Raw genomic sequence first — 13,602 nt, 5'->3', positions numbered from 1 at the left:
TCGTAGTCGCTTCCCTATGACTCAATCCCTCGACACCCCCGGGCTTCCGCGCCTCGCCTATTACTACACCCCGGGGCGCGGGCCGGCGGTGGTGTTCCTGTGCGGCTATGCTTCGGACATGAACGGCACCAAGGCGCTGGCGCTCGAGCAATGGGCGCGGGCGCGGGGGCAGGCGTTCCTGCGCTTCGACTATGCCGGATGCGGCGAGAGCGCGGGTGCGTTCGAGGAGCAGAATCTGGCATCGTGGCGCGACGATGCGCTGCGGGTGATCGACGCGGTGGTCGACGGGCCGGTGGTGCTGGTCGGCTCGTCGATGGGCGGGTGGGTGATGCTGCTCGTCGCCGGGGCGCGGCCGGCGCGGGTCAAAGGGCTGGTCGGGATCGCGGCGGCGCCCGACTTCACCGGCTGGGGCTATAGCGACGCCGACAAGGCAGTGATCCGCGCCGAGGGGCGGATCGAACAGCCCAACGACTATGGCGACCAGCCGACGGTCACCACCCGCGGCTTCTGGGAATCGGGCGAGGCGAACCGGGTGATGGACGCGGCGATCGATTTCGACGGGCCGGTGCGGCTGCTCCAGGGGCAGCGCGACGCCGAGGTGCCGTGGGAGCGCGCGCCGATGCTCGCCGGGCTGCTCCGTTCAGACGCGGTGCAGACTTGGCTGGTCAAGGACGGCGACCATCGGCTCTCGCGCGATGCCGACATCGCGTTGATCCTGCGGGCCGTCGAGGACGTTCTGATTCTATGCTCTTCTTCCTGCTGAGCCTCCAGGCCGCGACCGCCGCGGCGCCGCCGCCGGGCAAGGAACCGCCGCGCTATGCCGAGTGCATGGATCTCGCCACCGGCGATCCCTCGCAGGGGGTGACCGCGGCGGCGAAATGGAAGGTCGAGGGCGGCGGGATGCTCGCGCGCCAGTGCCTCGGCGTCGCCTATGCCAATCAGAAGCGATGGCCATCGGCGGCGGCCGCTTTCGAGGAAGCCGCGCACGACGCCGAGAGCGCGCATGACGTGCGATCGTCCAACTACTGGGCGCAGGCCGGCAATGCGTGGCTTGCCGCCGGTGATCCGGTCAAGGCGCGCGCCGCGCTCGATGCAGCGCTGGCCAGCGGCAATCTGAGCGGGCTGGCGCTCGGCGAGGCGCGGCTCGATCGCGCGCGGGTGCTCGTCGCCGCGGGTGACATGGCGGGGGCGCGAAGCGATCTCGATCGCGCGCTCGCCGACGCCAAGGCCGATCCGCTGGCGTGGCTGCTCTCGGCGACGCTGGCGCGGCGGCAGGGCGACCTGCCGCGCGCGAAGACCGACATCGCCGAGGCGCTCAAGCGCGCCGCGGACGATCCGCAGGTCCAGCTGGAGGCGGGCAACATCGCCGCGGTCGATGGCGACGAGGCGGCCGCGCGCGCGGCGTGGGGGCAGGTGCTGACGCTGGCGCCGGGCAGCGCCACCGCCGAGGCGGCGCGCAAGGCGCTCGCGCAATTCGGGGCCAGCGAGAAGTAGCGGCTGTTCATTCCTCCCTCGCGAAGCGGGGGAGGGGGACCAGCGAAGCTGGTGGAGGGGGAGTGTGGGGTCGAACATGCCCCGCATGTTCGAGGATCGTCCGGGGGACGATCCGACCCCGCACTCCACGAGCGACGTCGCTTGCGGAGGAGCCCCCTCCGTCATGCTTCGCATGCCACCTCCCCCGCTTCGCGAGGGAGGATTTGGGTTGGCGACGCGGCTGGCGCTGCCTATCTCGCGGACGAATGGCCACAAGGACTCCCCATGCGCTATCTCCACACCATGATCCGCGTCACCGATCCGCAAGCGACGGTGCGGTTCTTCGCGCTGCTCGGGCTCGAGGAAGTGCGGCGGATGGAGAGCGAGAAGGGGCGGTTCACACTGATCTTCCTCGCCGCGCCCGAGGATTCGAACGGCCCGGGCAAGCGCGCCGATGCCGAGGTCGAGCTGACGTATAATTGGCCGGCCGAGGACGGCAGCGCGCCCGAGCAATATGGCGGCGGGCGCAATTTCGGGCATCTCGCCTATCGCGTCGACGACATCTACGCGACCTGCCAGCGGCTGGCGGACGGCGGGGTGACGATCAACCGGCCGCCGCGCGACGGGCACATGGCGTTCGTGCGCACCCCCGACAATATCTCGATCGAATTGCTCCAGGCCGGCGAGCCGCTGGCACCGGCCGAGCCCTGGGCATCGATGCCCAACACCGGCGTGTGGTGACGCCCGCAGCCGCGCGTTTCCTCGCGCTGACCGGAGCACGCCTGCCCGTGGTGCAGGCGTCGATGGCGGGGGCGGGCGGCGTCGCGCTGGCGGTCGCGGCAATCCGCGGCGGCGCGCTGGGATCCTTGCCCTGCGCGCTGCTTTCGGCCGATCAGGTCCGCGCGCAAGTCGCCGAGGTGCGCGCGGCGGTGCACGGGCCGCTCAACCTCAACTTCTTCTGCCACAGCCTGCCCGTGCCGCCCGACGAAAGCGCGTGGCGGGCATTGCTCGCACCTTATTATGCCGAAGAGGACGCGGTGGCCGGCGATCCGCCGCCGCTGCGCCGGCCGTTCGACGACGCGATGTGCGCGGTGGTCGAGGCAGTGCGGCCAGAGGTGGTGAGCTTCCATTTCGGATTGCCGGCACCGGCATTGCGCGCGCGGGTCAAGGCAGTCGCGCGCATGTTCGGCAACGCGACCACGCCCGAGGAGGCCGCGTGGCTCGCGGCGCAGGGCTGCGACGCGATCATCGCGCAGGGCGAAGAGGCGGGCGGCCATGCCGGCTGGTTTCTCAATGGGCACCGGCCGACACCGCTGGCCGCGCTGCTGCCCGCGGCCGTAGCCACGGGACTGCCGGCGATCGCTGCCGGCGGGATCGCCGATGCGCGCGATGCCGCCGCCGTCTTCGATGCGGGCGCGGCGGCGGTGCAGGTCGGCACCGCCTATCTCGCCAGCCCCGAAAGCCGGATTTCGGCGCCGCATCGCGCGCTGCTCGGCACCGATGCGGCGGGCGATGCGGCTTTCACCAATCTGCTCTCGGGCCGCGAAGCGCGCGGGATCCGCAACCGGCTGATGCGCGAGCTGGGGCCGATCAACGACGTAGCGCCCGCCTTTCCCTATGCCTCGAACGCGCTGGCCCCGCTGCGGGCGAAAGCCGAGGCGGAAGGCCGGGGCGACTATTCGCCGCTCTGGGCCGGCGCCGGCGCGGCACGGGTGCGCGCGCTGCCCGCCGAGGCGCTGACCCGCGCGCTGATCGAGGAGAAGGACTGATGGCCGAGCTCGAGATCGTGCGGATTCCCGCGCTGAGCGACAATTATATCTGGCTCGTCCATGACTCCGCCTCGGGCGAGACGATGGTGGTCGATCCCGCGCAGGCCGAGCCGGTGCTCGCCGAAGCCGACAGGCGCGGCTGGAGGATCGGGGCGATCTGGAACACGCACTGGCATCCCGACCACACCGGCGGCAACGCGGCGATCAAGCAAGCGACCGGCGCGACGGTGATCGCGCCCGCGGCCGAGGCGGCGCGGATCCCGACCGCCGATCGGCTGGTCGGCGAAGGCGACGAAGTGCGGCTGGGCGCGCACATCGCCACCGTGATGGAAGTCCCGGCGCACACCGCGGGGCACATCGCCTATCATTTCGCGCAGGATCGCGCGGTGTTCGTCGGCGACACGCTGTTCGCGATGGGGTGCGGACGGCTGTTCGAGGGGACCGCGGCGCAGATGTTCGCCAATATGCAGCGGTTGCGGGAATTGCCCGGCGAGACCGTCGTCTATTGCGCGCATGAATATACCCAGTCGAACGGCCGCTATGCGCTGGTCGCCGAGCCCGACAATGCGGCGATCGCCGCGCGCATGATCGACGTGGATCGTGCGCGTGCGGCGGGCGAGTCGACGGTGCCGACGACGATTGCGCTGGAGGCAGCGACCAATCCCTTCCTGCGCGCCGCCAGTGTCGAGATCCTCGCCGAGCGGCGCGCGGCGAAGGATGCATTTCGCGGGTGAAACATGTAGGATGCGCGCCGGGGCATTGAGGAGTATTCGATGATCCGCGTCGCCATCCCGCTCCTGCCGCTGCTCGCGGGCTGCACCACCACCGCCGGCACCGAGCAAAACAATGCACGTGAGCAGGCGCGGCTCGAACGCACGCTCGCGGGCCTCACGCCGGGCGAGCCGGTCAGCTGCATCCGGCGCGACCAGTTCAACGAGATCCGCACTTTCGACGGCACGATCCTCTATGTCGCCGGCCGCAATCGGCTGTGGCGCAACGACGTGGTCGGCGGATGCCCGGGCCTGCGCCGCGGCGACATCGTCGTGACGCGCAGCTTCGGCAGCCAGGTGTGCGACGGCGACATCATCCAGACGCGCGCGCCGACAGGCGGCTTCCTCTCGGGAAGCTGCTCGCTCGGCAAGTTCACGCCCTATACGCGCCAGAACTAGAGGAGACGGACATGCGATCGATGATCATGCTCGGGGCGCTCGCGCTGGCGGGATGCACGACCAGCGCCGAGCTTCAGGCCTCGCGCGAGGCGACCGCGGCGCGCGATCTCGCCGAGGCGCTCGACGGGCGCGTTCCCGGCCGGCCGCAGAACTGCATCTCGTCGACCGGCGTCAACGGCCCGCAGATCATCGATTCGAGCACGCTGCTCTATCGCGAGGGCGGCCGGGTGTGGCGCACCGACCTGCCGGGCAGCTGCCCGTCGCTCAATCGCTTCTCGATCATCGTCGCCGAGCTGCACGGATCGCAGATCTGCCGCAACGACCTGTTCCGCGCGGTCGATCCGGGCAGCCGGATTCCGGGGCCGCACTGCCGCTTCGGGCAATTCGTGCCGTACACGCGGAAATAGTCGAAATCCTCCCTCGCGTAGCGGGGGAGGTGGCGCCGAAGGCGACGGAGGGGGCTTCTCCGCAAGTGAAATCGCCCGCGGAGGCGCCCCCTCCACCAGCTTCGCTGGTCCCCCTCCCCCGCTTCGCGAGGGAGGATCATTCGAGACTTACAGCACGTAGCGGCTGAGATCGGTGTTCCGCGCCACCGCGGCGAGCTGCTTGTCGACATAGCCGGCATCGATCACCAGCGTGCTCCCCGCGCGGTCCTCGGCGTCGAAGCTGACTTCCTCGAGCAGCTTCTCCATCACCGTCTGCAGCCGGCGCGCGCCGATATTCTCGATCTCGCCGTTAACCTCTGCGGCGATTTTCGCGACCGCTCGGATACCATCATCGGTGAAATCGATCTGCACGCCCTCGGTGCCGAGCAGCGCCGCATATTGCTGGACGAGGCTCGCCTTGGTGTCCGACAGGATCGCGACGAAATCCTCCTCGGTGAGCGCCTTCAGCTCGACGCGGATCGGCAGACGGCCCTGAAGCTCGGGGAGCAGGTCCGACGGCTTGGCGACGTGGAACGCGCCCGAGGCGATGAAGAGGATGTGATCGGTCTTCATCGGGCCGTACTTCGTCGCGACGGTGGTGCCTTCGATCAGCGGCAGCAAGTCGCGCTGGACGCCTTCGCGGCTGACCGAGCCGCCGCGCACGTCGCTCACCGCGATCTTGTCGATCTCGTCGAGGAAGACGATGCCGTTGGCCTCGGCGTCGGCGAGCGCCTGGCGGCTGACCTCATCCTGGTCGAGCCGCTTGTCGGCCTCCTCCTCGACGAGCTTGTCCCAGGCCGCGCGGACATTGAGCTTGCGCCGCTTGAGCGGGGTGCCGGCGAGCCCCTTCATCATCTCGCCGAGATTGATCATCTGCGCGCCGCCGCCGGGAATGTCGAACGGCATCTGCGGCGCCTGCTCGATTTCGATCTCGATCTCGGTCTGGTCGAGCACGCCGTCGTGGAAGCGCTGCTTGAACGCCTCGCGCGTTGCGGTGCTGGCGTCCTTGCCGGTCAAGGCATCGAGGAGGCGGCCCATCGCCGCGTCCTCGGCCTTGTCCTTGACCGCGGCGCGGCGGCGCTCCTTCTCGAGCCGGATCGCTTCCTCGACGAGATCGCGGGCGATCTGCTCGACGTCGCGGCCGACATAGCCGACCTCGGTGAACTTGGTCGCCTCGACCTTGACGAACGGCGCGTCGGCGAGCTTGGCGAGGCGGCGGCTGATCTCGGTCTTGCCGCAGCCGGTCGGCCCGATCATCAGGATGTTCTTCGGCGTCACCTCGTCGCGCAGCTCGGGGGCGAGCTGCTGGCGGCGCCAGCGGTTGCGGAGCGCGACGGCGACGGCCTTTTTGGCGTCCTTCTGGCCGATGATGTGCGAATCGAGCGCGGCGACGATCGCCTTGGGCGTGAGAGTCTCGTTCATGTGGGGGAGTGTTTTCCGTGGTTCGTTTCGCCCTAGATGTGGGGGCGAGGCCGCGGCTTCAAGCGGTGCAGCGGAAGCCGGCGAAGAAGGCCTGCTGCTTCGCGATGATCCGGGCGATGGCCTGCGGGTCCGGCGTGGCGTCCCATTCGCCATGTTCGAAGGTGCCGCCGCAGATGATGCCGTCGCCGCGCGGGAACATATAGCCCATCCGGCCGGCAAAGGCGTAGTCGAGCCCGGGCTGGGGCAGCACCACCGCGAGCTGGCCGCGCACCGGCTCGATCTGGCTGTCGCCGAACAGCTTGCCCGCGCCGAGCCCGGTGCAATTGAAGATCAGCGGCTCGGGCAGCGTGGCGAGCTCGGCGGGGCTGGCGAAAGCGCGGACCGCGAACTTGCCGCCGGCGAGCTGGACGTCGCGCATCAGCTGGCGGAGCAGATGGCCTGTCTCGGCATACATGGTGGTGAAGCGCCGCACCCGCGCGACCGGGAAGGGATGCGCGCCGGGGCCGAGGATCGTGACATCGGTCTCGTAGCGATTGGCGAGATCGGGCCCGGGGTCTTCCGCCGGATCGTCGCGCATCTGCAGATAGGTTGGCAGCCAGCGGATGCCATATTCGTCGCCGGTCATGATCTGAAAGCGGCGCCAGCTATAGTCCATCGCCGCCTCGAACTGGGCGATCCATTCGGGCGTGACCTGATCGGGGTCGTAGAGGCTGGCGGGGTGCCATTGGCCGCCAGCGATGTTCGAGGTGGTGTGCGGCGGGAGCTGGGCGGCGTAGAGCGTGACCGCGAAGCCCGCTTCCTGCACCAGCCGCGCCGTGGTGAGCCCGACGATGCCCGATCCGATCACCGCGACCGGGCCGCCATGGCCGGGCAGGCCGAGATCGACGGCGAGGCGCGAAGTGCCCCAGCTCAGCGTGATGCCGGCGCCGCCATGGCCGTAGTTATGGACGAGGCGCTTCCCCCCGAACGGCTCGGCGCGGACGACGAAGCCCGCCGCGCGATAGGGGCGCAGGCCGGCGAGGGTGCGGATCACCCGGGAAGCGGAGATGTTCGCCGGCGGCAGGCAGGCGGGCCTCGCCGCGATCGTCTGCGGCCGGGGCGGCTGGCACGCCGGCAGCGCGAGCACGGGGGCGGCGGCGATCAGCTGGCGGCGGGCAAGGTGCATGCCGGCAGGGTAAGGTCCCGGCCCCTGCGCGCAACCTCGATTGCTTTGTGGGAGCGATGAGCAAAGCTCATGGCTCGCAGGGCGTCTTTACGCGGTGCCCGGATCGGCCTAGCCGGTTTTCGGGCGCGCGTGACTGACGCTGAAGATGGGCAACCATCGGGGAGCCGCGCCGTCGCACCGCCGCGCGTCTGGGCATCTCGCCAAACAGGGAGAATGCCCGATGCCCGATCCAAACAGCCTGCTCGCATTCGCGCTCGTCGCGCTCGGCATGGTCCTGACCCCGGGGCCGAACATGGTCTATCTGATCTCGCGCTCGATCTGCCAAGGGCGCACCGCCGGGCTGATCTCGCTCGGCGGCGTGGCGCTGGGCTTCGTCTTCTACATGCTGTGCGCGGCGTTCGGGATCACTGCGCTGCTGCTCGCCGTGCCCTACGCCTATGACGCGATCCGCTTCGCCGGCGCGGCCTATCTGCTGTGGCTGGCATGGCAGGCGCTGCGGCCCGGCGGGCGCTCGGCGTTCGAGGTGCGGACGCTTCCCGCCGACGGCCCGGCGCGGTTGTTCGCGATGGGGTTCGTCACCAATTTGCTCAATCCGAAGATCGCCGTGATGTATCTGTCGCTGCTGCCGCAATTCCTCGATCCGGCGCGCGGCAGCGTGCTCGGCCAGTCGCTGGTGCTGGGGTCGGCCCAGATCGTCATCAGCCTGTGCGTCAACGCTGCGATCGCCGTGTCGGCGGCGTCGATCGCGCGCTTCCTGACCGAGCGGCCCGGCTGGGCGACCGTCCAGCGCTGGCTGATGGGAACGGTGCTCGCCGGGCTCGCGGTACGGATGGCGGTCGAGGCGCGGCGCTAGGGTCCGTACGCAATACCCGCAATGGTCGTGACGGAGCCGATTTTGGCGCACGGGGAGGAACGAGGAGGGAGCGATGCGGTGTCATCGTGACCCCAAGGACTTGGCTCGTGACGTGGCTGTGCGCCAAAAGCGGCCCGCCGCTGCGCGGTCGCCCGGAGACGCACGCTGGACTGCGTCAGCCCGCTTGCCCGGGCCGCCAGCCCGCGCTGCGCGAGCTTCCTTGCCAGCGCACGTCTCCGGGCGATCCCGGCCGTTGTGGGTATTGCGTACGGACCCTAGGTGGCGCTGTCCAGCGTCTCCACGGTCAGCCGGTCATTGGTGTAGACGCAGAGCTCACCGGCGATCTTCATCGCGGCCCGCGCGATCTTTTCGGCATCGGTCTCGTAATCGACCAGCGCGCGCGCTGCGGCGAGCGCGAAATTGCCCCCCGAACCGATTGCGGCGACGCCGCCCTCGGGCTCGAGCACGTCACCGTTGCCGGTGACCACCAAAGTCACGTCCTTGTCCGCGACGATCAGCATCGCCTCGAGGTTGCGGAGATATTTGTCGGTGCGCCAGTCCTTGGCGAGCTCGACCGCGGCGCGGAGCAGCTGGCCCTGATGGCGTTCGAGCTTGGCCTCGAGCCGCTCGAACAAGGTGAAGGCGTCGGCGGTCGCGCCGGCGAAACCGGCGATGACCTTGCCGTCACCGAGCGGGCGGACCTTGCGCGCATTGGGTTTCATCACGGTGTTGCCCGCCGAGACCTGCCCGTCGCCCGCGATGACCACCTTGCCCGATTTGCGCACGGAGAGGATTGTCGTGCCGTGCCACGCATTGCTGTTTTCGCTCATATGCCGCGGATATGGGATGGCCGCGCGCCGCCGCAAAGGGGCAACGCCAGCGAAACAATCTTCTGGCCTACGCGAAGGCGCGAAAAGGGAGAGCGAGATGACGATCAGGATGTTGCTGCGGGCGATGCTGGCGGCGCTGCTGTGCGCGGGCGGACCGGCGATGGCGCAGGCGCCGCTCAAGGTGATGAGCTTCAACATCCGCTATGCCAACGAGAAGGACGGCGCGAATGCGTGGAGCAAGCGCCGCGACGTGACCGTCGCGATGCTCCGCAAGGCCGCGCCCGATCTGTTCGGAACGCAGGAGCTGCTCAAGGTCCAGGGCGATTATCTGGTCGAAAAGCTGAACGGCTATGCCTGGTTCGGCACCGATCGCCGCGGTGGGCATGACGACGAGCATATGGGCGTTTTCTACCGGACCGACCGGCTCAAGCTGGTCGAATCGGGCCAGTTCTGGCTGTCCGACACGCCTGAAGTGGTGGGCAGCATCACCTGGGGGCATCCGCTGCCGCGGATGGTGACCTGGGGGCTGTTCGAGACGATCGATGGCAAGCGGCGTTTCTATGCCTTCAACACCCATCTTCCTTATCGCGACGAGGACGAGGGCGCGCGCACCAAGGGCGCGGCGCTGATCCTCAAGCGAATCGAGGCGATGGCCGGAAAGCTGCCGGTGGTGCTGACCGGCGACTTCAACACCACGCCCGGTAGCGAGGCGCACAAGCTGCTCGCGACCAGGCTGGTCGATGCGCGCGCGGCGGCGCCGGCGAAGCTGGGGCCCGAGGAGACCTTCCACGCCTTCACCGGCAAGGCCGACAAGAGGATCGACTGGATCTTCACGCGCGGCTTCACGGCGAAGCGCGTGGAGACGATCACCGATCATCGGGGCGAGGTGCAGACCTCGGATCACTTTCCGGTGATGGCGGAGTTGGCGTGGCCGGGGCGGTAATGGATCAAATCCTCCCTCGCTTTAGCGGGGGAGGTGGCATGCGCAGCATGACGGAGGGGGCGTCTCCTCAAGCGATGCCTTTGCGGAGAGACCCCCTCCGTCGCCTTCGGCGCCACCTCCCCCGCTTCGCGAGGGAGGATTTGATTTGCGCTACGGCTTTAAGGCAGAGCCACGGCCATGCCCCATAACGACAATCTCACCACCGATCGCCCCACCTTCGTCAGCCATCTCGAATGCGCGATGACCGGCGAACGCTACGAGGCCGACCAGCTCCACGGCCTGTCGCGCGTCGGGCGGCCGCTGCTGGTGCGGTACGATCTCGAAGGCGTGAAGGCTGCGCTGACCCCGGAGATGCTCGCCGCGCGGCCGGCGGATCTGTGGAAATATCGCGAGCTGCTCCCGGTGCGGCAGACCGCCAACATCGTCAGCCTCGGCGAGACCGCGACGCCGATCGTCCCGCTCGAAAGGGAGCGGGGCAATGTCTGGGTCAAGGACGAGGGACGGCTGCCGACGGGTTCGTTCAAGGCGCGCGGGCTGGTGATGGCGATCGCGATGGCGAAGGAGCTCCGCATCACCACGATCGCGATGCCGACCAACGGCAATGCCGGCGCGGCCGCCGCCGCCTATGCGGCGCTCGCCGGGATCGAGGCAGTGATCTTCTGCCCCGACGACACCCCCGAGATCAACGTGCGCGAGATCGCCGCGCAGGGCGCGCGGGTCTACCGGGTCAACGGGCTGATCGACGATTGCGGCAAGCTGGTCGGCGCGGGCAAGGAAGCGCGCGGCTGGTTCGACCTGTCGACGCTCAAGGAGCCATACCGGATCGAAGGCAAGAAGACGATGGGGCTCGAGCTCGCCGAGCAGCTCGGCTGGGAGCTGCCCGACGCGATCTTCTATCCCACCGGCGGCGGCACCGGGCTGATCGGGATGTGGAAGGCGTTCGACGAAATGGAGGCGCTCGGCTGGATCGGCAGCAAGCGGCCGCGAATGTACGCAGTGCAGGCCGAGGGCTGCGCGCCGATCGTCCGCGCGTTCGATGCCGGCGAGCGCCACGCGGTGCGCTGGGAGGATGCGCACACCGTCGCGGCGGGGATCCGCGTGCCGCAAGCGGTGGGCGACTTCCTGATCCTCGACGCGGTGCGCGCGAGCGGCGGCAAGGCGCTGGCGGTGAGCGACGCGGCGCTGGTTCAGGCGGTCGAGGATGCCGGCAAGAAGGATGGGCTGCTGCTCTGCCCCGAGGGCGGGGCGACGCTGGCGGCGTATCGCGATGCGCTGGCGTCCGGGCTTGCCGATGCCGAGGAGAAGGTTGTGCTGTTCAACTGCGCGACAGGGCTGAAATACCCGCTCGCCGACCAGTCGCGCTTCCTCGACCGGCATGCGCCGGTAGATTGGGCGGGGCTTTAAGTATCCTCCCCCGCCAGGGGGAGGTGGCGCCGAAGGCGACGGAGGGGGAGGACTCACCGCACGCAGTGATTCCTCCCCCTCCGTCAGGCTGCGCCTGACACCTCCCCCTGGCGGGGGAGGATTTAGGTGCCCAGCACCCGCTTCACGAACTTCGCGCCCAGCTCGATGCCGGCGGGATCGACGCCATGGCCGAGGCCGCGCGAGATATGCCCTTCGAGCGGGATGCCGTGACGCTCCAGCTCGGCATAGGCATGGTGATAGGCGCTGAGCGGGACGATGCCGTCGGCATCGCCACGGATCAGCAGCACCGGCGGTTTGCTGCGGACCTCGGCCGGGTCGAGCGACGGGCCGGCGATCATCCCCGAATAGCCGAGAATGCCGGCGACCGCGCGTTCGCGGCGTGGTCCGACATGGAGCGCCATCATCGTGCCCTGGCTGAAGCCGACCAGCACCATCTTGCTCGCGTCGAGGCCGTGCTCGGCGAGCAGGGCGTCGAGATACGCGTCGAGCACCGGCGCGGCGTGACGCGCGCCCGCGGCGAGCGCGGGGCGGCCGAGATCGTGGAGCGCCCACCATTGATAGCCGCCCGGCGCGCCATAGCAGCGCTCGGGCGCATTGGGGGCGACGAACAGCGCATCTGGCAGGAGCTGTCGCCACGCCGGCGCGAGCGAAATCAGATCGGCGCCGTTCGAGCCATAGCCATGGAGCAGCACCACCAGCTGCTTCGGTGCGCCGCCCGACAAGGGCGCGAGGCTGAGGCCGTCGAGTTGCTGCATGATCCTCGTCCTCAGCCTAGCGGGTAGAGCGCGCCGGCGATCCAGCGCAGCTCGGCGCGCAGCACGCCCCAGGCGCGCGCGGCGGCGCGGCTGTCCATCGCCTCGAGTCCGATGCCGCGCGCGGCGAGCGCCTTGACCAGCGCGAGCGGCGGGCGGACGAGCGTCTCGCCGGTGCCGAGCAGCAGGAATTCGGGCTGCGGATCGAGCGACAACAAGGGCGCGAGATCGGCTTCGGTCAGTTCGGCGAGCGGCGGCGGCGACCAGCCATCGGCACGCTTCGGGGTGATCAGCAGCGCGCCGTAGACGCCTTCGTCGACCTTGAACCCGCCGCTCGAGAAGCCGGCGATCACCGGCCCCTCGGCGCTGCGGCGCTCGACTTTCATGTTACGGCAGGTCGCGCGGCGCGACGCGCTCGCCCTCGGGGCCGCTCGCCTTGCGTTCCTCGCGGAAGCCGGGCTTGAGGCCGAGCGTGATCAGCAGTGACGACGAGACGTAGATCGACGAATAGGTGCCGACGACGATGCCGAGCATCATCGCCGCGGTGAAGCCGCGCAGCACGTGGCCGCCCCAGATCAGCAGCGCGGCGAGCGCGAGCATGATCGTGACCGAGGTCATCACGGTGCGGGGCAGCGTCTCGTTCACCGAGAGATCGATCAGGTCGCCCATCGCCATCTTGCGGTATTTGCGCATATTCTCGCGGATACGATCGTCGATCACCATCTTGTCGTTGATCGAATAGCCGATGATCGTGAGCACCGCGGCGACGATGTTGAGATCGAAGGTGAAGAACTCGCGGAACAGCGCGAAGAAGCCCAGCGTCATCAGCACGTCGTGGATGATCGCGACCGCGGTCGAGACGCCGAACTGCCATTCGTAGCGGAACCACGAGAAGATCGCGATGCCGATGATCGCGAGCAGCACCGCGAGGATGCCGTTCTGGATCAGCTCGCCCGAGACCTTGCCCGACACCGTCGAATAGGTGCTGAAGCTGGCGCCCGGGAAGCGCTGGGCGAGCGCCGCCTTGACCGTCTCGACCATCTTGTTCGTGGCGTCGGCATCGTTGGTCTCGGGAACCGGCAGGCGGATGGTGATCGTGTTGGCGCCGCCCAATTGCTGGAGCGCGGCCTCGCCGAAGCCGAGCCGGTTGACGGTCTCGCGGACCTCGTCGAGCGCTGGCGGCGAGGCGAACTTCTCCTCGATCGACACGCCGCCGGCGAAGTCGACGCCCATGTTGAGCCCGCGCGTGGCGACGAGCGCGATCGCGGCGATGGTGAGCAGGGCCGTGATCGCGAAGGCGATGTAACGGATGCGGACGAAACCGATATTGGTGTTGTCCGGAACGATCTTGAGGAGCCGCATGGTTCGGGCGTCCC

At 69.1% G+C, this 13,602-nt stretch carries 16 protein-coding genes and 1 riboswitch; of the genes, 10 read left to right on the top strand and 6 right to left on the bottom strand.

Annotated features, from left to right (window positions below):
* The first annotated feature begins 16 nt into the window (after positions 1–16).
* The 7 genes from E5A74_RS15225 to E5A74_RS15195 all read left to right on the top strand — a co-directional run bounded on the left by E5A74_RS15225 (position 17) and on the right by E5A74_RS15195 (position 4,818).
* Complete coding sequence (locus E5A74_RS15225; protein WP_135986449.1) at positions 17–763, top strand: alpha/beta hydrolase; 747 nt, start codon at positions 17–19, stop codon at positions 761–763.
* The gene (locus tag E5A74_RS15220) at positions 745–1,494 is read left to right on the top strand and encodes a tetratricopeptide repeat protein (protein ID WP_135986448.1); all 750 of its coding nucleotides are present in this window, start codon (positions 745–747) and stop codon (positions 1,492–1,494) included. Before E5A74_RS15225 ends, E5A74_RS15220 begins: the two co-directional genes overlap by 19 nt.
* A 264-nt stretch (positions 1,495–1,758) precedes the next feature.
* Positions 1,759–2,214, top strand: a complete 456-nt coding sequence (locus tag E5A74_RS15215; RefSeq protein ID WP_135986447.1) for a VOC family protein — start codon at positions 1,759–1,761, stop codon at positions 2,212–2,214.
* Positions 2,211–3,242, top strand: a complete 1,032-nt coding sequence (locus tag E5A74_RS15210; RefSeq protein ID WP_206365886.1) for an NAD(P)H-dependent flavin oxidoreductase — start codon at positions 2,211–2,213, stop codon at positions 3,240–3,242. Before E5A74_RS15215 ends, E5A74_RS15210 begins: the two co-directional genes overlap by 4 nt.
* Positions 3,242–3,976: a hydroxyacylglutathione hydrolase gene (gene gloB / locus E5A74_RS15205; RefSeq protein WP_135986446.1), complete on the top strand. Its 735-nt coding sequence runs from the start codon at positions 3,242–3,244 to the stop codon at positions 3,974–3,976. Before E5A74_RS15210 ends, gloB begins: the two co-directional genes overlap by 1 nt.
* Before the next feature lie 39 nt (positions 3,977–4,015).
* Positions 4,016–4,411 (top strand): hypothetical protein, encoded by a 396-nt coding sequence (locus E5A74_RS15200; protein WP_135986445.1) that lies wholly within the window; start codon positions 4,016–4,018, stop codon positions 4,409–4,411.
* Positions 4,412–4,422: 11 nt separating this feature from the next.
* A complete protein-coding gene (locus E5A74_RS15195) occupies positions 4,423–4,818 on the top strand; it encodes a DUF6491 family protein (protein WP_135986444.1) in 396 nt (131 codons plus the stop codon).
* Positions 4,819–4,965: 147 nt separating this feature from the next.
* Here the strand turns inward: E5A74_RS15195 and hslU are convergent, their stop codons facing one another.
* Both hslU and E5A74_RS15185 read right to left on the bottom strand, forming a co-directional pair.
* A complete protein-coding gene (hslU, locus tag E5A74_RS15190) occupies positions 4,966–6,258 on the bottom strand; it encodes an ATP-dependent protease ATPase subunit HslU (RefSeq protein WP_135986442.1) in 1,293 nt (430 codons plus the stop codon).
* A 58-nt stretch (positions 6,259–6,316) separates the two neighbouring features.
* A complete protein-coding gene (locus E5A74_RS15185) occupies positions 6,317–7,423 on the bottom strand; it encodes an FAD-dependent oxidoreductase (RefSeq protein ID WP_135986440.1) in 1,107 nt (368 codons plus the stop codon).
* A gap of 119 nt (positions 7,424–7,542) precedes the next feature.
* A riboswitch (ZMP/ZTP riboswitch) is annotated at positions 7,543–7,624 on the top strand.
* Between the two features lie 19 nt (positions 7,625–7,643).
* On the opposite strand from E5A74_RS15185, the gene E5A74_RS15180 reads away from it, so the two are divergent.
* Positions 7,644–8,276, top strand: coding sequence for a LysE family translocator (locus E5A74_RS15180; RefSeq protein ID WP_135986438.1), 633 nt, complete (start codon positions 7,644–7,646; stop codon positions 8,274–8,276).
* A 275-nt stretch (positions 8,277–8,551) separates the two neighbouring features.
* Here the strand turns inward: E5A74_RS15180 and hslV are convergent, their stop codons facing one another.
* Positions 8,552–9,106 (bottom strand): ATP-dependent protease subunit HslV, encoded by a 555-nt coding sequence (gene hslV / locus E5A74_RS15175; protein ID WP_135986436.1) that lies wholly within the window; start codon positions 9,104–9,106, stop codon positions 8,552–8,554.
* Between the two features lie 97 nt (positions 9,107–9,203).
* Between hslV and E5A74_RS15170 the strand changes: the two genes are divergently transcribed.
* The gene (locus E5A74_RS15170; RefSeq protein ID WP_240699829.1) at positions 9,204–10,049 is read left to right on the top strand and encodes an endonuclease/exonuclease/phosphatase family protein; all 846 of its coding nucleotides are present in this window, start codon (positions 9,204–9,206) and stop codon (positions 10,047–10,049) included.
* Positions 10,050–10,226: 177 nt separating this feature from the next.
* On the top strand, positions 10,227–11,453 hold the full coding sequence (locus tag E5A74_RS15165) for a threonine synthase (RefSeq protein WP_135986434.1): 1,227 nt from the start codon (positions 10,227–10,229) through the stop codon (positions 11,451–11,453).
* A gap of 122 nt (positions 11,454–11,575) precedes the next feature.
* Here E5A74_RS15165 and E5A74_RS15160 read toward each other — a convergent pair whose 3' ends face one another.
* Genes E5A74_RS15160 through secF form a run of 3 tightly spaced genes read right to left on the bottom strand, consistent with a single transcriptional unit; the run spans position 11,576 to position 13,588 of the window.
* Positions 11,576–12,229: an alpha/beta hydrolase gene (locus tag E5A74_RS15160; RefSeq protein WP_135986432.1), complete on the bottom strand. Its 654-nt coding sequence runs from the start codon at positions 12,227–12,229 to the stop codon at positions 11,576–11,578.
* 11 nt (positions 12,230–12,240) lie between these two features.
* Complete coding sequence (locus E5A74_RS15155) at positions 12,241–12,612, bottom strand: Mth938-like domain-containing protein (RefSeq protein ID WP_135986429.1); 372 nt, start codon at positions 12,610–12,612, stop codon at positions 12,241–12,243.
* A 1-nt stretch (position 12,613) separates the two neighbouring features.
* On the bottom strand, positions 12,614–13,588 hold the full coding sequence (gene secF, locus E5A74_RS15150; protein ID WP_135986427.1) for a protein translocase subunit SecF: 975 nt from the start codon (positions 13,586–13,588) through the stop codon (positions 12,614–12,616).
* Positions 13,589–13,602: the final 14 nt, after the last annotated feature.

The organism is Sphingomonas naasensis, from assembly GCF_004792695.1.
Classification (GTDB): Bacteria; Pseudomonadota; Alphaproteobacteria; order Sphingomonadales; family Sphingomonadaceae; genus Sphingomonas; species Sphingomonas naasensis.
This window is presented reverse-complemented; position numbering and strand designations above follow the sequence as displayed.